General features: G+C 70.4%; 20 protein-coding genes. 13 read left to right on the plus strand and 7 right to left on the minus strand.

Annotated features, from left to right (window positions below; all coding sequences use genetic code 11):
* The first annotated feature begins 75 nt into the window (after window positions 1-75).
* From KBO27_RS01270 to KBO27_RS01285, 4 genes are all read left to right on the plus strand, one after another.
* Window positions 76-354, plus strand: coding sequence for a YciI family protein (locus tag KBO27_RS01270; RefSeq protein WP_132671981.1), 279 nt, complete (start codon window positions 76-78; stop codon window positions 352-354).
* A 208-nt stretch (window positions 355-562) separates the two neighbouring features.
* Complete coding sequence (gene fbaA / locus KBO27_RS01275; RefSeq protein ID WP_132671980.1) at window positions 563-1,597, plus strand: class II fructose-bisphosphate aldolase; 1,035 nt, start codon at window positions 563-565, stop codon at window positions 1,595-1,597.
* A 289-nt stretch (window positions 1,598-1,886) separates the two neighbouring features.
* The gene (locus KBO27_RS01280) at window positions 1,887-2,297 is read left to right on the plus strand and encodes a DUF3151 domain-containing protein (RefSeq protein WP_132621800.1); all 411 of its coding nucleotides are present in this window, start codon (window positions 1,887-1,889) and stop codon (window positions 2,295-2,297) included.
* A gap of 173 nt (window positions 2,298-2,470) precedes the next feature.
* Window positions 2,471-3,559 (plus strand): FUSC family protein, encoded by a 1,089-nt coding sequence (locus KBO27_RS01285; protein WP_307870186.1) that lies wholly within the window; start codon window positions 2,471-2,473, stop codon window positions 3,557-3,559.
* Window positions 3,560-3,761: 202 nt separating this feature from the next.
* On the opposite strand, the gene KBO27_RS01290 is transcribed toward KBO27_RS01285, so the two are convergent.
* From KBO27_RS01290 to KBO27_RS01300, 3 genes are all read right to left on the minus strand, one after another.
* The gene (locus KBO27_RS01290; protein WP_210968160.1) at window positions 3,762-4,004 is read right to left on the minus strand and encodes a hypothetical protein; all 243 of its coding nucleotides are present in this window, start codon (window positions 4,002-4,004) and stop codon (window positions 3,762-3,764) included.
* Window positions 4,005-4,080: 76 nt separating this feature from the next.
* Entirely contained in the window at window positions 4,081-4,713 is a 633-nt protein-coding gene (locus tag KBO27_RS01295) for an HNH endonuclease family protein (protein ID WP_210968161.1), read from the minus strand.
* A 152-nt stretch (window positions 4,714-4,865) separates the two neighbouring features.
* Window positions 4,866-5,504, minus strand: coding sequence for a hypothetical protein (locus KBO27_RS01300; RefSeq protein ID WP_307870187.1), 639 nt, complete (start codon window positions 5,502-5,504; stop codon window positions 4,866-4,868).
* Between the two features lie 166 nt (window positions 5,505-5,670).
* On the opposite strand from KBO27_RS01300, the gene KBO27_RS01305 reads away from it, so the two are divergent.
* The gene (locus tag KBO27_RS01305; RefSeq protein WP_210968162.1) at window positions 5,671-6,957 is read left to right on the plus strand and encodes an adenylosuccinate synthase; all 1,287 of its coding nucleotides are present in this window, start codon (window positions 5,671-5,673) and stop codon (window positions 6,955-6,957) included.
* A 3-nt stretch (window positions 6,958-6,960) separates the two neighbouring features.
* Here the strand turns inward: KBO27_RS01305 and KBO27_RS01310 are convergent, their stop codons facing one another.
* Both KBO27_RS01310 and KBO27_RS01315 read right to left on the minus strand, forming a co-directional pair.
* A complete protein-coding gene (locus KBO27_RS01310) occupies window positions 6,961-8,574 on the minus strand; it encodes a Na+/H+ antiporter (protein WP_210968163.1) in 1,614 nt (537 codons plus the stop codon).
* A 187-nt stretch (window positions 8,575-8,761) separates the two neighbouring features.
* Complete coding sequence (locus KBO27_RS01315; protein ID WP_210968164.1) at window positions 8,762-9,862, minus strand: glycerophosphodiester phosphodiesterase; 1,101 nt, start codon at window positions 9,860-9,862, stop codon at window positions 8,762-8,764.
* Window positions 9,863-10,047: 185 nt separating this feature from the next.
* Here KBO27_RS01315 and purD point away from each other — a divergent pair, with 185 nt between their 5' ends.
* The 3 genes from purD to KBO27_RS01330 all read left to right on the plus strand — a co-directional run bounded on the left by purD (window position 10,048) and on the right by KBO27_RS01330 (window position 12,818).
* Complete coding sequence (purD, locus tag KBO27_RS01320) at window positions 10,048-11,310, plus strand: phosphoribosylamine--glycine ligase (protein ID WP_210968165.1); 1,263 nt, start codon at window positions 10,048-10,050, stop codon at window positions 11,308-11,310.
* A 56-nt stretch (window positions 11,311-11,366) separates the two neighbouring features.
* A complete protein-coding gene (locus KBO27_RS01325; RefSeq protein WP_210968166.1) occupies window positions 11,367-12,530 on the plus strand; it encodes a pyridoxal phosphate-dependent aminotransferase in 1,164 nt (387 codons plus the stop codon).
* Window positions 12,531-12,653: 123 nt separating this feature from the next.
* Window positions 12,654-12,818, plus strand: a complete 165-nt coding sequence (locus KBO27_RS01330) for a hypothetical protein (RefSeq protein ID WP_210968167.1) — start codon at window positions 12,654-12,656, stop codon at window positions 12,816-12,818.
* Window positions 12,819-13,059: 241 nt separating this feature from the next.
* On the opposite strand, the gene KBO27_RS01335 is transcribed toward KBO27_RS01330, so the two are convergent.
* Together KBO27_RS01335 and KBO27_RS01340 are read right to left on the minus strand one after the other, a co-directional pair.
* Complete coding sequence (locus KBO27_RS01335; protein ID WP_210968606.1) at window positions 13,060-13,653, minus strand: HAD family hydrolase; 594 nt, start codon at window positions 13,651-13,653, stop codon at window positions 13,060-13,062.
* Window positions 13,654-13,670: 17 nt separating this feature from the next.
* Complete coding sequence (locus KBO27_RS01340; RefSeq protein ID WP_210968168.1) at window positions 13,671-14,693, minus strand: threonine aldolase family protein; 1,023 nt, start codon at window positions 14,691-14,693, stop codon at window positions 13,671-13,673.
* Window positions 14,694-14,860: 167 nt separating this feature from the next.
* Between KBO27_RS01340 and KBO27_RS01345 the strand changes: the two genes are divergently transcribed.
* The 5 genes from KBO27_RS01345 (at window position 14,861) to KBO27_RS01365 (ending at window position 18,454) form a co-directional block, all read left to right on the plus strand.
* Window positions 14,861-15,376, plus strand: coding sequence for a SigE family RNA polymerase sigma factor (locus KBO27_RS01345; RefSeq protein WP_132671969.1), 516 nt, complete (start codon window positions 14,861-14,863; stop codon window positions 15,374-15,376).
* Window positions 15,377-15,427: 51 nt separating this feature from the next.
* On the plus strand, window positions 15,428-16,045 hold the full coding sequence (locus KBO27_RS01350) for a hypothetical protein (RefSeq protein WP_307870188.1): 618 nt from the start codon (window positions 15,428-15,430) through the stop codon (window positions 16,043-16,045).
* Between the two features lie 90 nt (window positions 16,046-16,135).
* Window positions 16,136-16,720 (plus strand): TetR/AcrR family transcriptional regulator, encoded by a 585-nt coding sequence (locus tag KBO27_RS01355; RefSeq protein WP_132671967.1) that lies wholly within the window; start codon window positions 16,136-16,138, stop codon window positions 16,718-16,720.
* Window positions 16,721-16,967: 247 nt separating this feature from the next.
* Window positions 16,968-17,108 carry a hypothetical protein gene (locus KBO27_RS01360; RefSeq protein WP_210968170.1) on the plus strand — a complete coding sequence of 47 codons (141 nt, stop codon included), beginning with the start codon at window positions 16,968-16,970 and terminating at the stop codon, window positions 17,106-17,108.
* A 119-nt stretch (window positions 17,109-17,227) separates the two neighbouring features.
* Window positions 17,228-18,454 (plus strand): threonine synthase, encoded by a 1,227-nt coding sequence (locus KBO27_RS01365; RefSeq protein WP_210968171.1) that lies wholly within the window; start codon window positions 17,228-17,230, stop codon window positions 18,452-18,454.
* The last annotated feature ends 80 nt before the right edge of the window (window positions 18,455-18,534 follow it).

The raw sequence follows: 18,534 nt of genomic DNA on the forward strand, positions 1-18,534 counted from the left end.
CGAGGATGGGTTCGCGGGGCGGGTTCGGGTTAGCGTCCATGACGATCGTTGAATCCGCCGCTAGGGAGGCAGAACATGGCGAGGTTCGTTGTCGAGCTGGTCTACGGGCCCGACGAGGACAAGAGGCTGGAGGTCCGCCCGGAGCACCGCGAGTACTCGCGAGGACTGGCCGAGCGGGGCACGCTGCTGGCCGGCGGGCCCTACACCGACGGCAAGGGCGCGCAGATCATCTACGAGACCGCCGACGAGGCCGAGCTCCAGGACGTCCTGGCCGCCGACCCGTACACCAAGGCCGGGGTGATCGCCTCGACCACCATCCGCCAGTGGGAAGTCGTCACCGGCGCTTGGCTGTAGGCGGCGGGTGCTCCAGCGTGTGAGTATGTGCACAGGATCGTTTTCTGAATCCTTGCACCAACTTTTCAAAACAACACCGCTGGGGCACTGTGACGCGCGAAAGAGTGGTATGTGCCCCGACGCGCCGCGGACGGTGCGCTGGGGTTCCTAGGATGCTGCGCGATCTCGCGTCACTTCACGACCGAACTCCATCTGAGGAGGATGACCGATGCCCATCGCGACCCCCGAGGTCTACACGGAGATGCTGGACCGGGCGAAGACCGGTGAATTCGCCTACCCAGCGATCAACGTGACCTCGTCGGAGACGCTCAACGCGGCGCTGCGCGGGTTCGCCGAGGCCGAGAGTGACGGCATCATCCAGGTGTCGACCGGGGGCGCCGAGTTCGCCTCCGGCACCAAGGTCAAGGACATGGTCACGGGTGCCACCGCGCTCGCCGAGTACGCGCACGTCGTCGCCGCCAAGTACCCGGTGAACATCGCGCTGCACACCGACCACTGCCCGAAGGACAAGCTCGACGGCTACGTCAAGCCGCTGATCCAGATCAGCCAGGAGCGCGTCAACCGCGGCGAGAACCCGCTGTTCCAGTCGCACATGTGGGACGGCTCGGCGATCGACCTCGACGAGAACCTGCAGATCGCGCAGGAGCTGCTGGAGCTGTCGGCCAAGGCCAAGATCGTCCTGGAGCTGGAGGTCGGCGTCGTCGGCGGCGAAGAGGACGGCGTCGCCAACGACATCAACGACAAGCTCTACACCGCGCCCGGCGACTACATCAAGACCGTCGAGGCCCTCGGCACCGGCGAGAAGGGCCGCTACCTGCTGGCCGCGACCTTCGGCAACGTGCACGGCGTCTACAAGCCGGGCAACGTCAAGCTGCGCCCGGAGATCCTCAAGCAGGGTCAGGACGTGGTGTCGGAGAAGCTGGGCCTGGCCGCCGGCTCCAAGCCGTTCGACCTGGTCTTCCACGGTGGTTCCGGTTCGCTGCTGGAGGAGATCCACGAGGCGGTCTCCTACGGCGTGATCAAGATGAACATCGACACCGACACCCAGTACGCCTTCACCCGGCCCATCGCGGACCACATGCTGAAGAACTACGACGGTGTGCTCAAGATCGACGGCGAGGTCGGCAACAAGAAGACCTACGACCCGCGCAGCTACCTCAAGGTCGCCGAGCAGGCCATGGCCGCTCGCGTCGCCCAGGGCTGCGAGGTCCTCAAGTCCGCAGGCCGCATGATCGCCGGCTGACGTTTCCTGTTCCTGCTGCTCGTTCTGCGTGGCGGTGCGGGTGGCGGAACCTGACACGCCTTCTGGCTCCGGGATCCGCGACTTGAGTATGTCGAATACGCGGCGCTGCGGCTGTCCTCCCCAGAAGACGTGTCAGAACCCGCGGCGGTGCCGGTTGCTCAGGTGGTGAAGGAGGAACCGGCTTCGCCGGTTGCCTGACGTTTGTTGGCTTGGTTGTTGTTCTGACGGTCCGTCTGCCCTGTGGGTGGACGGACCGTCGTCGTCTTGGGTGAAGTGCGAGGATGAGGGCATGACGAGGAATCTGTTGGAGCCGCCGGAGACGCTGCTGCCGGAGAGCCCGGAGGCGCAGGGCGCCCTGGACGCAGGCACCGACCCCGCCGAGGTCGCCGCGCAGCACCCGGCGTTCAGCGCCGCTTGGGCCGCGCTCGCCGACAACGCGCTGAACAGCGGGGAGAACATCGCCGCGTACGCCTACGCGCGCACCGGGTACCACCGCGGCCTGGACGCCCTGCGCCGCTCGGGCTGGAAGGGCTTCGGCCCGGTCCCGTGGCGCCACGAGCCCAACCGCGGCGTGCTCCGCTCGATCGCGGCACTGGCCAAGGCGGCTCGCGCCATCGGCGAGACCGAGGAGTTCGACCGCTGCCGCCAGCTCCTCGAGGACAGCGACCCGGCCTCCCTGGAAGCCAACGACCTCGCCTGACGACCGCGAACCCGGCCCCGCGCGAACCCGCTGTCCGCACGGGGCCGGTTCGTCGTGCCCGGGTCCCGCACGTCCCGGGTGGACCGGATATCAGTGGAATTCCGGACCCCGATTTCCACTGAGATCCGGGACCGCCCGGCGGGCGCGGGCGTTCGGTGGCGGAGGATGGTGTCGTGCTGCGTTTGCGTGAGGAGTTGACCCGCCGGCTCCGGCGGTTGCTGCGCACCGGTGTGCCGATCGTCCAGTGCGCGCTGGCCGCCGGCGTGGCCTGGTTCCTCGCGCACGACATCGTCGGGCACGTCGCGCCGTTCTTCGCCCCCATCGCCGCGGTGATCTCGCTGGGCGTCTCGCTCGGGCAGCGGATGCGGCGAGCCCTGGAACTCGTCGTCGGCGTGAGCATCGGCGTCGGCGTCGGCGACGTCCTGATCTCGGTGATCGGCACCGGGACCTGGCAGATCGCGCTGGTCGTCGCGCTGGCGATGTCCACCGCCGTGCTGCTGGACAGCGGCGGCGTGATCGTCCTGCAGGCCGCGTCATCGTCCGTGCTGGTCGCGACGCTGCTGCCGCCCGCCACGGCCGGCGGGCTGACGCGGATGCTCGACGCCGCGATCGGCGGGCTGGTCGGCTTCGCCGTCGCCGCGCTGCTGCCCGCCAACCCCCTCGCGGTCGCGCACCGCAACGGTCGCGTCGTGCTGGGGGCGCTCGCCGACGCGCTGCGCGGGGTCGCGAGCGCGGTCGCGCACCGCGACGTGTCCATGGCCGCCGACGTGCTGGCCGACGCCCGCAAGAGCCACAAGTCCGTCGAGGAGTTCCGCGCAGCGCTGGAGGCCGGGGCCGAGATCGCCCGGTTCGCGCCGATCCGCTGGCGCAGGCGCGGCGACCTGGATCGCTACGAAACCGCCGCCACACCCGTCGACCGCGCGCTGCGCAACACGCGCGTGCTGGCCCGGCGGGCGCTGGCCGCGCTGCGCGACGAAGAACCCGTTCCACGCCCGCTACCGGGCATGCTGGAGGAGCTCGCGGGAACCGTGGTGCTGCTGCGCGACGAGCTGGCCAGCGGCAAGGATCCGCTGCAGGCCAGGGAAGCCGCGCGCTCGGTCGCCAAGAAGTCCACAGTGGAACTGCTGGGCGAGGGCGACTTCTCGATGCAGGTCGTGGTCCTGCAGGTGCGCTCGATCGCCGTCGACCTGCTGCAGGCCTCCGGCCTGACCCGCACCGAAGCCGTCGCGGCCCTGCCGCCACTCCACCCGGACGAGGGCTAAGAGCTGCTTGAGTATGCGGCGGAGCCGCATACTCTTCCACCACCCGAGGCGCTGGCAGCGCCGCGGGTTCGCCAGCGCCTTCGTGGCGAGTTCGCCGGGACGCCGCGTATTCGAATACTCAAGGAGCGGCGCACGGAGTCCACGGAGGCGCTCAGGTTCCGCCACCCGCACCGCCACGCAAAGCGTTTCCCCACAGCTCCGCTTAGGGACGGTTCAGCACCGCTGCGAGGCTGGCGTGCAGCGGCTCGTGGTCGCGGGGGTCGTGCAGCTCGCAGTCGGCTGTTGAGAGGCGGTACCACTCCTCGGCTCCGGAGTAGCGGATCCACACCTTCACCGCGCTCTGCTCGCAGGAGGTCGCCAGCTCCAAGTCGCCGGTGATCACGCCGACCTCATCGGTCATCACCCCGCCCGGGGGCGCGGTCAACGTCGTGCGCAACTCAGCCATGACGGCCAGTGTGCCTTCCTTGCGAGAAGAAAGCGGGCACCTCCACGCCGGGAAGTGCCCGCTGCTCCGAAGACGATCAGCAGCCGTCCAGGGCGGTCTGCAGGGCGCCCTTCTCGGCTTCGGTGATGGTCAGCTGGTACTTGTGCTTGGTGCCGACCCACATCGAGGCGTAGGTGCAGTGGTAGTCGGTCGCCGGCGGCATCCAGGTGTCCGGGGTCTGGTCGCCCTTCTCCTGGTTGACGTTGTCGGTGACCGCGATGAGCTGCGGGCCCTCCAGGTCGTTGGCGAACGCCTGGCGCTGGTCCTGGGTCCACTCGGCGGCACCGGAGCGCCACGCGGCGGCCAGCGGCACGATGTGGTCGATGTCCACGTCGGACGGCTGGGTCCAGGTCTCGCCGTCGTACGGGCTGACCCAGCTGCCGGCGGTCGGGTAGCAGTCGGAGCCGACCTCGACGCCGTCGCCGTCCCGCTTGAGCACCGCTTCGCGGGTGTTGCAGTTGTCCGGCCCGTCGATCCAGTGCGGGAACTTCTCCCGGCTGTAGCCGTCCATCGAGCCCTCGGCGGCGACGGTCAGCTCAGCGAGCTCGGCCTTGGCGGTGGCCGGGTCGGGGACGCCCGGCGGCTCGGCGGCGGCCGGGATGGCGAGCCCGATGCTGATCAGTCCGGCCAGCGGCAGGGCGGTCAGGGTCGCGCGCAACGAACGTGTCATGGCTTCCTCCGCAGTGGGCTAGATCGCCTGCTTCGTGATGACGATTGCCCACGTGGGTGGCCGATTCAATGCCGAAGAGTGGCCGGAAGGTGACATGGCGTGAAGTCGCCACCGATCGTGGTAGCAAAATGTGAATTCCACACACCCGGTGATCAACGCGCCAGGTTGAGGTCCTCGGTGTGCCGGTACCAGACCCACTTCTCCATCGGCCGGGGGTGATCGCTGCCGTCGTGCCGCACGGTGGCCGACCGGAACGACGCCTGGAACGCCCGGCCCCGGGCCGTCCCGGTGCGACGGCGCAGCAGTCCGCGCCGGGTCACGCTCACCCGCAGCCCGTCCATCGGGGGATCGATCGTGTGGTTCAGCGGATCGGCCGTCGGGTCCGGCAGCGGTGCCGCGTCCGGGTCCGGGGAGACCACGAGACTGTGCGCGGCGCCGTTGAGGACCTGCTCGTCGTCGCAGTACGCCTGCCCGGTGATCGGTGCGATCACGCCCTCGCCCAGCAGGATCCCGCCAGAGTCGTCCCTGATCAGCGGCACCGGTCGCGGGGAGGCGGTCAGCGCGCGCTCGAAGTCCCCGACATCCAGGCCCCACAGCCGGGCCACCGGCGAGTCGGCCACCGGCACGTAGCCGACGGTCAGCTCGGTCAGCCGCTCCTTGCGCAGCAACCGCAGCACGACGGCCGCCAGGTCCATGTCCGTGCCGCGCACGACCACCCGATCGGTTGCTTCTGCCAGCAGCGGATCGACCTCGTTGCGACCCGGCGCGGCGGAAACCTCGTGCCATTGCACAGAGTCACCGGCCGGACGCGCTGCGCCATCAACGTTTCCGCAGGACAATGCGGTGGTACTCACGATTCGCTCCTGGTTTACCCTGATCGACCGGCATACCCCGTGGTGGGAGCGGGCGAAGCGTGCGGTCACGCTGGCGACCACCCAGTCCAGGTTGGAGTTTCACATGCCGGCGATCGTGCTGATCGGCGCCCAGTGGGGCGACGAAGGCAAGGGTAAGGCGACAGACCTGCTCGGCGAGCAGGCGCAGTGGGTCGTGCGTTACCAGGGCGGCAACAACGCGGGACACACCGTCGTGCTCCCGGACGGGCAGGACTTCGCGCTGCACCTCATCCCGTCGGGGATCCTGACCCCCGGCGTGACGAACGTGATCGGCAACGGCGTCGTCGTCGACCCGGGCGTCCTGCTGGAGGAGCTCGCAGGTCTGGAGGAGCGCGGGGTCGACACCTCGCGGCTGCTGCTGTCCGCCGACGCGCACCTGATCATGCCGTACCACGTGGCCATCGACCGCGTGACCGAGCGGTACCTGGGCAAGAAGCAGATCGGCACCACCGGTCGCGGCATCGGCCCCTGCTACCAGGACAAGATCGCTCGCGTCGGCGTCCGGATGCAGGACCTGCTCGACGAGAAGATCCTGCGCCAGAAGGTCGAGGCCGCCCTCGACATCAAGAACCAGATCCTGGTCAAGGTCTACAACCGCCGCGCGATCGACGCGGAGGAGGTCGTGGACACCGTGCTGGGGCAGGCGGAGAAGTTCGCGGGCCGCATCGCCGACACCAAGCTGCTGATCAACAAGGCGCTGGAGCGCGGCGAGCGGGTGCTGCTGGAGGGTTCCCAGGGCACGCTCCTCGACGTCGACCACGGCACCTACCCGTTCGTGACCTCGTCGAACCCGACCGCCGGTGGCGCTTCGGCCGGTTCCGGCGTCGGCCCGACGAAGATCAGCGCGGTGATCGGCATCCTCAAGGCCTACACCACGCGCGTCGGCGCGGGTCCGTTCCCGACCGAGCTGACCGACGAGGCCGGCGAGAACCTGCGCAAGCAGGGCGGCGAGTTCGGCGTGACCACCGGTCGCTCGCGGCGGACCGGGTGGTTCGACGCGGTGATCGCCCGCTACGCGACCCGCGTCAACGGCATCACCGACTACTTCCTGACCAAACTCGACGTGCTCTCCGGCCTGGAGACCATCCCGATCTGCGTCGCCTACGACGTCGACGGCGAGCGGGTCGAGGAGATGCCGATGACCCAGACCGGCGTGCACCACGCGGTTCCGGTGTACGAGGAGATGCCGGGCTGGTGGGAGGACCTCAGCGACTGCCGCACCTTCGAGGACCTGCCTGCCAACGCCCGCGCCTACATCGAGCGCATCGAGGAGCTCTCCGGTGCCCGCGTGTCGGCGGTCGGCGTGGGTCCGGGGCGCGATCAGACGATCGTGCGTCACTCGATGGCCTGATCCTCACCGGTTCCGCCAGGAACCTTCCAGGGCGGCTTCCTGCAGGTCCAGTTCGCGGAGGACGCGGCGCAGCACCTCGTCGTCGAGGTGGCCCGCGTCGCGTTCGTCCGCGATCGCCGAGCGCTGCACCGCGATGATGTTGCGGCGCAGCTCGGAGAACGTCCGGGTCGAGGTGTCGGCGCGCTCCGCCGGAGTGCGCCCCACCTGCTCGGCGGCCGCCAGGCCCTGGTGCTCGACCATGTCCCGCATCCTGGCGACCATCCGGTCCAGCGCGGAGCGCTCGCACTCCGCCTCCCCCGGCGTGAGGCCGTCCAGGTAGGCCAGGGCCGCGTTCGTGGCGGTCCGGCGGGCCTCCGCCTCGGCCTGGTCGTCGATGCGCGCTTCCTCCGGGTCGGTGATGCCCAGACGCCGGATCAGCGGCGGCAGCGTGGTGCCCTGCAGCAGGATCGTGCCGACCGTGACCACCGCGGCGACGAACTGGATCACCTCGCGGCCGGGCAGCGGAGCTCCGCTGTCGGTGGTGAACGGGATCGCGCCCGCCGCCGCCAGCGTCACCACGCCGCGCATCCCCGCCCAGGACAGCACCGTCGTGCGCCGCCACCGGCTCCCGCGCCGCCTGCCGCTGCCGATCAGGTGCGACACCCCGGGCAGGTAGTTCGAGGCGAACATCCACAGCACCCGGAACGCCATCGCCGACAGCAGGATCAGCAGCGTGGCCAGCAGGATCCCGCCCATCGGCCGCCCCGAGCCCAGCAGTTCGGCGACCACGGACTTCAGCTGCAGACCGATGTAGGCGAACACCAGGCTCTCCAGCAGCAGGTTGATCGAGGCCCACACGGTGTGCTCCTGCAACCGCCCGGCGGCGCGCGCACGCGGCAGGTTGTGGCCGACGTACAGCCCGGCGGTGACCACCGCGAGCACTCCCGACCCGTCGAGCTCCTCGGCCGTCAGGTAGGCGATGAACGGCACCAGCACGCCCAGCAGCGTCGCGACCTGCACGTCCGGGATGTGCTGGCGGGCCAGCTGGGCGAGCATCCCGAATGCCAGGCCCAGCACCACTCCGACCGCCACGGCCAGCGCGAACACCCCGAGACCTTCTCCCAGGGTCGGGGTGGTGCCGACCGCGGCGGTGACCGCCATCCGGTAGATCGTCAGCGCCGCCGCGTCGTTGATCAGGCTCTCGCCGCCGAGCACCGTCATCACCCCGCGCGGCAGCTTCAGCTGGCGGCCGATCGCCGCCGCCGTCACCGCGTCCGGTGGTGCGATCACCGCGCCCAGCACGATCGCCGACGCCAGCGGCAGGTCCGGGATCAGCAGGAACGCGATCCAGCCCAGCACGAACGACGTGGCGACCACCTGCAGCACGCCGTGGTGCGCGATCGGCCGGATCCGCGCCCGGAAGTTGGTGAACGAGCTCTCCAGCGCCGCCGCGTGCAGCAGCGGGGGCAGCACGACCGTGAGCAGCAGTTCGGGTTCGATGTTCAGCTCGTCGAGGCCGGGCACCAGCGACACCGCCAGGCCGACGGCCACCAGCAGCAGCGGCGCCGCGATCTCCCGGCTCCGCGCCAGCGCCGTGACCAGCAGCGCCCCGATCAGGACCAGGATCAGCTGGACCAACTCGCACCTCCGTCCACGATGGACACCCTAGGTGCGCTGCGCGCCGATCACCCGAAACGACGAAACCGCCGCCCCCGAACGGGGACGACGGTCTCATTCGTCTCACTCCACCCCGGGGAACCCGATTTCAGTGGAACTCAGAGCACCGATTTCCACTGAAATCCGGTCATCCCGGTGGGGCAGGGGGTCAGTGCTGGTCTCGGGCGGTGATGGCGAGGTCCGGCATGTCGCTGAAGATGCCGTCGATGCCCTGGTCGAACAGGGCGTGGAAGAAGCCGAGGGCGTCGCCCCACTGCGCTGGGTCCTGCGAGGACTGGAAGTCGGCCGGCAGGAAGGTGTTCTCGGCGCGGACGGTGTAGGGCACGACCTGCAGACCGGCGGCGTGCGCGTCGGCGACGACCGCGGTCGGCTCGGTGAGGTGGTTGCTCTCGTCGACCGGCAGGATCACCTTGGTGTCGGGGCCGATCACGTCCGCGTAGGTCGAGATCTCCTTCAGCCCCTCCGGCGTGACCATGTCGGCGTAGGTGCGCGGGTCACCGGACTCGATGAAGTCCTGCGGCGCGCCGCTGTTGCTGATCAGCTGCACCAGCCGCACCTGGAGCTGTCCGCGCAGCTCCTGGAGGTTGCCGACCTCGAAGGACTGCACGACGACCTTCGCGCCCCGCTTGTTCAGGCCGTTGGCGTCCAGCGCCTCGACCACGCCGGGCTCCAGCGCCAGGTCCAGTTCGCGGAAGTAGCTGGGGTGCTTGGTCTCCGGAGCCACGCCGATGTCGCGGCCGAGCTCCTTCGACAGCCGCGCCCGCAGGTCCAGCACCTCCTGGAAGGTCGGCACCTCGTAGAGGCCGTCGTAGACCGTGTTGTGCTGGCGGATGTCCGGGATGCGCTCCTTGGCCCGCAGCGTCTTGAGCTCGGCGAGCGTGAAGTCCTCGGTGAACCAGCCGGTCATCTCGGTGCCGTCGATGACCTTGGTGGTCTTGCGGGAGGCGAACTCCGGGTGCTCGGCGACGTCGGTGGTGCCGCCGATCTCGTTCTCGTGCCGGGCGACCAGCACGCCGTCCTTGGTGGGAACCAGGTCGGGCTCGATGTAATCGGCGCCCATCCGGGCCGCCAGCTCGTAGGAGGCGAGCGTGTGCTCCGGCCGGTAGCCGGAGGCGCCGCGGTGGCCGAACACCTCGATCTGCGCGGTGTCCGGGGCCGGCTCAGCGGCAGCGGGCCCCACCGAGGTGATCACCCCGAGCGCGGCGGTGCCCGCAACGGACAAAGCGATCAACCGTCCCCGAATCGTCATGCGTTCTCCCCGTTCCGACTGTGGCGACTTCACCCAACTCCCCGCAACCGACGCCCGGGGCACACCAGTGCGACGAGCGGCCGACCGCCGGGTGAACGCCTCGCGACCTGCGATGCGCCATCCGGCGGCAACACTTCCCGGGGGCAACCGCCAAGTGGCCCACCGCACGCTCTACGCTGCGTTTTGTGCGAATCCTCGTGATCGGCGGCGGCGGCCGGGAGCATGCGATCGTGTTGGCGCTGTCCCGTGATCCGTCCGTGACGGCACTGGCCTGCGCGCCCGGCAACGCCGGTACCGCAGCGCTCGCCGAGTCCTACGCCGTCGACGTCGCCAAGCCCGACGAGGTGGCCGCGCTGGCCACCCGCTGGAAGGCCGACCTGGTCGTCTTCGGACCGGAGACACCGCTGGTCGCAGGCGCTTCCGACGCCGTGCGCGCCGCGGGCATCCCGTGCTTCGGCCCGTCCAAGGCGGCGGCCCGCATCGAGGGGTCCAAGGCCTTCGCCAAGGACGTCATGGTCTCCGCCGGCGTGCCGACCGCGCGCAGCGAGATCGTCGACAACCCCGCGAAGCTGGACGCCGCGCTGGCCGGTTTCGGCCCGACCTGGGTGGTCAAGGACGACGGTCTGGCCGCCGGCAAGGGCGTGCTGGTCACCGGTGATTTCGACGCCGCCCGCGCGCACGCCATGAAGCTGCTCGACGGCGGCCACCCGGTGCTGCTGGAGTCCTTCCTCGACGGCCCCGAGGCCTCGCTGTTCTGCCTGGTCGACGGCACCACCGTCGTCCCGCTGCTGCCCGCGCAGGACTTCAAGCGCGTCGGCGACGGCGACGCGGGACCGAACACCGGCGGCATGGGCGCCTACGCGCCGCTGCCGTGGGCCCCGGACGACCTGGTCGACACCGTGGTCCGCACGGTCGTGCAGCCCACCGTCGACGAGCTCGACCGCCGCGGCACCCCGTTCTCCGGTCTGCTCTACGCCGGTCTCGCGCTGACCTCGAACGGCCCGCAGGTCATCGAGTTCAACTGCCGCTTCGGCGACCCCGAGACCCAGGCCGTGCTGGCGCTGCTGCACACCCCGCTGGCGCAGCTGTTCAACGCCGTGGCGCGCGGTGAGCTCGCCGAGCAGCCCGCGCTGGAGTGGGAGCAGGGCTCGGCGGTGACGGTCGTGCTGGCCGCCGAGGGCTACCCGGGCCGTCCGCGCGTCGACGACATCATCCAGGGCTCGGACCTGCAGGGCGTGCTGCACTCCGGCACGCGCCGCCGCGAGGACGGCGCCGTGCTGTCCTCGGGCGGACGGGTCCTGTCGGTCGTGGCCACCGGTCCCGACCTCGGCGCCGCCCGCGACGAGGTCTACGAGCGGGTCGAGCGCGTCCACCTGCCCGGCGCGCACTGGCGCACCGACATCGCCCGTCGCGCCGTCGACGGCGAGATCAGCGTCCCGAAGTCCTGACTCGAAGTGGCTCCCGGTCTTCGGGATCCGCGCCGACATCTGGCACGCTGGCTCGCATGGTGAAGCCCGCCGCGCTGGCCGCAGCTCAACGCGCGAACGTCGACCCGTTCCAGGTCATGGAGGTCCTCACGGCCGCAGCCGCCCGCCAGCGGGCGCGCGGCGACGTCGTGTCGCTGGCCGCCGGTCAGCCCTCCACCCCGGCACCGAAGGCGGTCCGCGAGGCCGCCGCGCGGGCGCTGGAGAGCAACGCGCTCGGCTACACCGAGCAGCTGGGCGTCCTGGAGCTGCGGGAAGCCATCTCCGGGCACTACGAGAAGGCTTACGGCCGCTCGGTACCGGTCGACGAGGTCGTGGTGACCACCGGCGCCTCCGGCGCGTTCCTGCTGGCGTTCCTCGGCGCCTTCGACGCCGGTGACCGGGTCGCGCTGGCCAGCCCCGGATACCCGGCCTACCGCAACATCCTGTCCGCGCTGGGCTGCGAGGTCGTGGAGCTGCCCTGCGACGCGTCCACCCGGTTCCAGCCGACCGTCGAGATGCTCGAAGCCCTCGACGAGCCGGTGCGCGGGCTGATCGTCGCCAGCCCCGCCAACCCGACCGGCACCGTGCTCTCCCGCGACGAGCTCGCCGGGCTCGCCGGCTGGTGCGAGGCCAACGGGGTGCAGCTGATCAGCGACGAGATCTACCACGGCCTCAGCTACGGCGAACCGCTGCACACCGCCCGGGAGTTCTCCGCCGAGGCGATCGTGGTCAACAGCTTCTCCAAGTTCTGGTCGATGACCGGGTGGCGGCTCGGCTGGATGCTCGTGCCACCGCGCCTGCTGCGCGCGGTCGACTCGCTGACCGGCAACTTCACCCTCTGCCCGCCCGCGATCTCGCAGCAGGCGGCCGTCGCGGCGTTCAGCCCGGAGGCCTACGACGAGGTGGAGGCCCACGTCGAGCGCTACCGGCAGAACCGGACGCTGCTGCTCGACGGCCTGGCCGAAGCGGGCATCACCAAGGTCGCCCCGGCCGACGGCGCCTTCTACGCGTGGGTGGACATCAGCGATCACACCGACGACGCGGCGTCGTTCTGCCGGCGTCTCCTCGACGACACCGGCGTGGCGCTGGTCCCCGGCGTCGACTTCGACCCGGACCGCGGCCACCACTACCTGCGCCTGTCCTTCGCGGGCGATCCCCGCGACATCACCGAGGCCGTCCAGCGGCTCGGAGCCTGGCTGTAGGCCCGGCTCCGGGACTCAGGGGCACCCTGATGTTTCCCGGAACCGGGCCTTCGACCTGCCGATTTCCGCGTTCCCTCTGGCACGCTGGACGTGCGGGACGCTCCCGGTGAAGAGGTGGTCGTGATGGTGTGGAAGGTGATCGGCGGTCTGCTGGTCCTGTGGCTGGTGGTCTCCGTCGCCGGAGTGCTGATCAAGGGCCTGTTCTGGCTCGCCGTGATCGGCGGGATCCTGTTCGTCGCCACCGCCGCCCTGGGCTGGGCCAAGGACAAGAAGGAAATAAAGCCCTAAGCCCATCGTTTGACAGTGGTCGGCTTGCGTGGCGGTGCGGGTGGCGGAACCTGACGCGCCGCCTGGCCTCCGGCCGCCACGACTGATGTATGCCAATACGCGGCGTCGCGTCGTCCTCACCCAGGCGACGCGTCAGAACCCGCGGCGTGCGAGCTGAGTCCCGCACCTGGAACAGCGGCTCCGCCGCATCCCTCAACAGCTCCTGGGCACCCCGGTCGGTTGCGGGAGACGTGTTCGGTGCTCAGGCGGCCAGTTGTTGGTGGAGGAGGTCTCGGGCGTGGTCGGCTGAGTGCCAGAGCTCGGCGTTGAGGCCTGCTTGCCGGGCGCCTGCGATGTTCTCCGCGCGGTCGTCGAAGAACAGGCACTCCGCGGGCTCGGCGCCGAGGGTGTCGAGCAGGATCCGCCAGATCTCCGGCGCGGGTTTGGTGACGCGCAGGTCGCCGGAGAACAGCAGGTGGTCGAAGAACCGCGCCCAGGGCTTGCTCTCACCGGCGCGAGCGAACGTCGTGGAGGCGTTGGACAGCAGCGCCAGCGGCACCTCGCGCCGGTGCAGGTCTTCCAGCAGCGCCAGCGAATCCGGGTCCGCGGACATCCAGCCGTCGACGTCGACGCTGGTCAGGCGGTGGATCAGCGAGTCGTCCAGCTCGCGGTCCAGCCGTGCCGCCACCGCGCGCCAGTAGCCGGCGTCGGACAGGCCCGCGTCGTAGTCACGGCGCTCGGCCCAGTAGGCGTCCTCGAAGTCCGCGGGATCGGTGTCCAGCAGCGCGGCCATCTCGGGCAGTGCGCGGGTGCGTCGGCTGATGACCTCGCCGTAGTCGAACACGATCCACCGCAGCACGCGGGCCTCCGCTCCTAGATCCCGGCTTCGCCGATCCGGCGCAACGCCTCTTCCACGTCCGACTTGGACACGTCCCGGTGCGTGACGAACCGGACCTGCCCGTTCATCGGCACCGCCAGCACGCCCACCGAGCGCAGCCGCTGCAACGTCAGCTGCACGTCCGGGACCGCCGCCAGCAGCATGTTCGTCTGCGGCGCGGTCACCTGCCACCCGCGCTCGGTCAGGCCGTCGGCGAGCACCCGCGCGTTGTCGTGATCACCCGCCAGCGCGTCGAGGCGGTCCAGCGCGATCAGCCCGGCCGCGGCCAGCACGCCGCCCTGCCGGACGCCGCCGCCGAGCATCTTGCGAATCCGCCGCCCGGCCTTGATGAACTCCGCTTCTCCGGCCAGCACCGAGCCGACCGGCGCGCCGAGACCCTTGCTCAGGCAGACCTGCACGCTGTCCACGCCCACCGTCAGCGCCGCGGGCGGCACCCCGAGCGCCACCGAGGCGTTCCACAACCGGGCGCCGTCGAGGTGGACCTTGAGGCCGAGCTCCTTGGCCGCGGCCGCCAGCCGTGCGTGCTCGTGCGGCGGCAGGACCGCGCCACCCGCGCCGTTGTGGGTGTTCTCCAGGCACAGCAGCGTGGTGTGCAGGGCGTCGTAGGCCATGGTCAGGTTCGCCTGCGTGCGCACCGCCTCGGCCGTGGGCGCGCCCGGACCGCCGTCCCACTCCAGCGGATCCGGCATCCCGCCCGCCAGCCACGCCGCCGAACCGAGCTCGTGGTTGAGCACGTGCGCACCGCGCGGCGCGAGGAACCGGTCGCCGCGCTTGAGGTGCAGCATCAGCGCGATCAGGTTGCCCATCGTGCCGCTGGGCACCCACAACGCCGAGGCGGTGCCCAGAAGCTGGGCCACCCGTTCCTCGAGCGCGCGCATGGTGGGATCGTGGTCGAGTACGTCATCGCCGACTTCGGCGGCGGCCATCGCGGCAAGCATCTGCTCGTCGGGACGAGTCACCGTGTCGGAGCGGAGGTCGATGGGCGCCGGAGTGGTCACGAACAGATCACATCACACCTGCACGGGGTCGAGGCAATGGCCCTGTGGGACGTGATCTCACCGCTGCGGTATCAATCACAGGTGGATCGGCTCGAAACAGCGTGCAACGGTTCGGGCACGCGATCCCGTCATAGCAGTGCAGGCAACGAACGAGCGGAGAGTTCCGCGTGGACCAGCGCGAAGAGCAGGAGTTCGCGGAGTACTTCGTGGCTCGGCGGGAGGCGGTGCGTCGGATGGCGTACATGATGTGCGGCGACTGGCACCGCGCGGACGATCTCGCCCAGACCGCGTTCATCGCCCTGCACCGCCACTGGCGAAAGGTCCGGGACAAGGGCGCGCTCGACGCGTACGTGCGCCGGACCTTGACCCGGGCGGTGATCGACGAGTCGAGGCGGCCCTGGCGACGGGAGAGGGCTGCCGAGACTCTGCCCGACAGTCCGGTCGACGACCCGGACGTGGACGACTCGGTGTCCACCAGGCAGACCCTCATCGCGGGGTTGCGCAAGGTGCCGCCGAAGCAGCGCGCCGTGCTGGTCCTGCGGTTCCTCGAGGGGCTGGACGTCGCGGGAGTGGCGGCGGTGATGCGATGCAGCGAAGGAACCGTGAAGAGCCAGTGCGCCCGGGGGTTGGCGACGCTGCGAGAGGTGCTGGGAGACGAGCTCGGGGATCTGAGGTCCGCGTGAAGGGGGTGCGGGTTGGACGAGCGCAAGCTCGAAGAGCTTTTCCGTGACTCGGTGCGAGCCGTTCCGCCGGCGTCGTTCGACGAAGGTGACATCTCGACGGCGTCGCGGCGGATCACGGCCCGGCGCCGGATGACCGCGACCGCCGGTGGGACGGCGGTGGCGGCCGCGGTGCTGGTCGGCGGGATCGGTGTGGGAGCCGGTTGGTTCTCGTCGACGACCGAGACGGTGGCGAGCCCGCCGCCGGTGGTACCGCTGACGGTGGCGCCCGGCCCGCAGGTCGAGTCCGGCGGGATCACCCCGCGCTCGGCCGGCTGCCAGCCGGACGCGTCGCTGGTCGAAGCGGTCGAGGCGACGCTGCCCGAAGCCGGGAGCACCACGCCGACATCGGTGCGCACGTGCCCGACCGGCGCGAAGGCCGCGGCGTTCTCGCTGCGCGACGGTGCCGCGGCCGGGCGGGTGACGGTGATGATCAGCCCGGCGGGCGCGGCGCAGGCGGGCCAGTCGGCCCCGGGTGACGTGCAGCGTCCCGACGGTGCGCAGCAGTCGGTGCGCAAGGCGCGCAGCGGCAAGCTCGTGGTGGTGCTCAGCGAGCCCGAGGCCGGTTCGCCGGGGGCTCCGTTCGTCGCGCGGGTCGGCAGCATCGCCGGGGATCTCGCCACCCGGTTCTGATCGGTGAAGCGGTTGGTCGGCCGTGCTGCGGGGGCTTCTCCGCAGCGGCGATCAACCGGACGTTCCGGACACGGCATAGGATCGCGGGTCATGACAGCGGCCAGCACACCGAAGGGCGAGCGGCGGCGGCAGGCGTTGGTGGCGGCTGCGGCGCAGCTGCTCGTCGAGGGCGGGTTCGACGCGGTGCGGCACCGCGCCGTGGCCGAGCGCGCCGCGCTCCCCCTGGCGTCGACCACCTACTACTTCTCCTCGCTGGAAGACCTGATCACCGCAGCGGTGGAGCACAACGCGAGGGAGGAGCTCGCCGCCGGGCGAGCCCGCCTCGCCGATCTGTCCGAGCAGCAGCGCAGCACCGACGCGGTGATCGAACTCCTGCTGGACCTGCTCCTGGGCGTCGACTCCCGGCACGGCGGTGTCGAGCCGGTGCTGCTGCGCTACGAGCGGCTGGTCGGCTCGCCGCGCCGCCCTTACCTGGCCCCGCTGATGCGCGAGATGGCCGTCGAGCTGCAGAAGCTGCTCGCGGAGATCTTCTACCGCAGCGGCGTGGAGGTGGGTGCGGAGCGGCTCACCGAACTGGTCGCGCTGGTCGACGGAGCCGTGGTGAACGCGCTGATCGAGTCCGATCCCGATCCGCGCGGAGTGGCCCGCAGAATGTTGCGAACGCAGCTTTCCTGATTCGCGTGCAAGAACGCCGCTCGGTCATCTGGCGAACCGAGAACGTTTTTTCACATTAAAAGTCCCAACACGTTTCCGCGTAATTCTTGACCTCGGCGATTCCTTCGCACGCTGGGCACTTTCTCGTGACTTTCTTCGTCTGCGGATCGCGTCCGAGCGGGGTTGACTGCGGAATCTTGATCTGAACGTCGCAGAGCGCCGCTACGCATTGCCCGGCATATACCGCTCCTGGTCGCATGGTTGTGGCGTGGCGTTCGGCCTGACCTGTGCCCACGATCCAGAACACGTCCTGCCGATCTTCGGCGAACCTGGTGATGTTCATCCGCTCCCGTTCCTGTGCACAGCCGCGAATGCGTCGGCCAACGATAAGATCGCGCCGTTGTATTAGTCCAGAATCCCACACCTGATCGAGCGCAATTGATGATTTCGCCGAACCAGTGATTGACTGGAAAGTTTCACGACGTGAACACCCTGGACCGGGCGGGTTCGGCGGGTCAGGATTCGCTCATGGTGAACTCCACGGGCAGCACCCTCAGCCACCTCGAGTGCACGGCGTGCGGGCGGACCTTCGACGCCGACGTCCTGCACCGGTTGTGCGAGGAGTGCGGCAAGGTCCTGTACCCGCGCTACGACCTGGCGAACGTCCGCCTGCGGCCGTCGGACCTGCTGACCCGGGAGCCCTCGATGTGGCGGTACCGGGAGGTGCTGCCGATCCGCGACGCCGAGCACATCGTCAGCCTCGGCGAGGGGTTCACGCCGCTGCTGGCCGCGCCGCGGCTGTCCGATCGGCTGGGCATCTCCGACGTGCGGATCAAGGACGAGGGGCAGAACCCGACCGGCAGCTTCAAGGCGCGCGGCATGTCCGCCGCCGTGTCGCGAGCCCGGGAGCTGGGCGCCAAGTCCGTCGCCGCGCCGTCGGCGGGCAACGCCGGTGGGGCGCTCGCCGCCTACGCGGCGCGCGCCGGGCTGGCCGCGGGAGTGGTGATGCCCGAGGACTGCCCGCGCATCAACCAGGTCGAAGCCGTCGTCTCGGGTGCCGACACGTGGCTGGTCGAGGGTCTGATCGACGACGCCGGACGCCTGGTGCGCACCACCTCCGAGGCGCGCGGCTGGTTCGACGTCTCCACGCTCAAGGAGCCCTACCGCGTGGAGGGCAAGAAGACGCTCGGCTACGAGCTGGCCGAGCAGCTCGGCTGGGAGCTGCCGGACGTGGTGATCTACCCGACGGGCGGCGGCACCGGGCTGGTCGGCATGTGGAAGGCGTTCGCCGAGATGACCGAGCTCGGCTGGATCGGCGAGCAGCGCCCGCGCATGGTCGTCGTCCAGGCCGAGGGCTGCGCTCCGATCGTCCGCGCCCACGACCAGGGCGAACGGCACGCGCCGCGCTGGGAGGACGCCACCACCGACGCCAGCGGCCTGCGGGTTCCCGTTGCCGTCGGCGATTACCTGATTCTCGACGCCGTCCGCGATTCCGGCGGCACGGCGGTGTCGGTGAGCGAGGACGAGATGCGCGAGGCCACCAGGGAGCTCGCCGCCGCCGAGGGCATCTACCCGGCGCCCGAAGGGGCCGCGACGCTCGCCGCGCTCCACCGGCTCCGCGACACCGGCGCGGTCACCGACACCGACCGAGTCGTGCTCTTCAACACCGGCGCCGGCCAGAAGTACCCGGACTTCGTCCCGGCCACGCCGGAGGTGGTCCCAGCGAACTCCCCAGCCTGGAAAACCGGACTCTGAACCCAGAACACCCGTCAGGCAAGCACCGAAGGTGCTTTCTCCTTCACCACCTGAGCAGCTGGCACCGCCGGGGGTTCTGA

Source organism: Saccharopolyspora endophytica (genome assembly GCF_018070075.1).
Taxonomy (GTDB): Bacteria; Actinomycetota; Actinomycetes; order Mycobacteriales; family Pseudonocardiaceae; genus Saccharopolyspora; species Saccharopolyspora endophytica.

Excerpts from the sequence above, each read along its gene's own strand:
- KBO27_RS01355 (WP_132671967.1), top strand. The coding sequence starts at position 16,136 with ATGACAGCGGCCAGCACACCGAAGGGCGAGCGGCGGCGGCAGGCGTTG.
- KBO27_RS01305 (WP_210968162.1), top strand. The coding sequence starts at position 5,671 with ATGCCGGCGATCGTGCTGATCGGCGCCCAGTGGGGCGACGAAGGCAAG.
- KBO27_RS01325 (WP_210968166.1), top strand. The coding sequence starts at position 11,367 with ATGGTGAAGCCCGCCGCGCTGGCCGCAGCTCAACGCGCGAACGTCGAC.
- KBO27_RS01280 (WP_132621800.1), top strand. The coding sequence starts at position 1,887 with ATGACGAGGAATCTGTTGGAGCCGCCGGAGACGCTGCTGCCGGAGAGC.
- KBO27_RS01295 (WP_210968161.1), bottom strand. The coding sequence starts at position 4,713 with ATGACACGTTCGTTGCGCGCGACCCTGACCGCCCTGCCGCTGGCCGGA.
- fbaA (WP_132671980.1), top strand. The coding sequence starts at position 563 with ATGCCCATCGCGACCCCCGAGGTCTACACGGAGATGCTGGACCGGGCG.
- KBO27_RS01270 (WP_132671981.1), top strand. The coding sequence starts at position 76 with ATGGCGAGGTTCGTTGTCGAGCTGGTCTACGGGCCCGACGAGGACAAG.
- KBO27_RS01315 (WP_210968164.1), bottom strand. The coding sequence starts at position 9,862 with ATGACGATTCGGGGACGGTTGATCGCTTTGTCCGTTGCGGGCACCGCC.
- KBO27_RS01290 (WP_210968160.1), bottom strand. The coding sequence starts at position 4,004 with ATGGCTGAGTTGCGCACGACGTTGACCGCGCCCCCGGGCGGGGTGATG.
- KBO27_RS01330 (WP_210968167.1), top strand. The coding sequence starts at position 12,654 with ATGGTGTGGAAGGTGATCGGCGGTCTGCTGGTCCTGTGGCTGGTGGTC.
- KBO27_RS01365 (WP_210968171.1), top strand. The coding sequence starts at position 17,228 with ATGGTGAACTCCACGGGCAGCACCCTCAGCCACCTCGAGTGCACGGCG.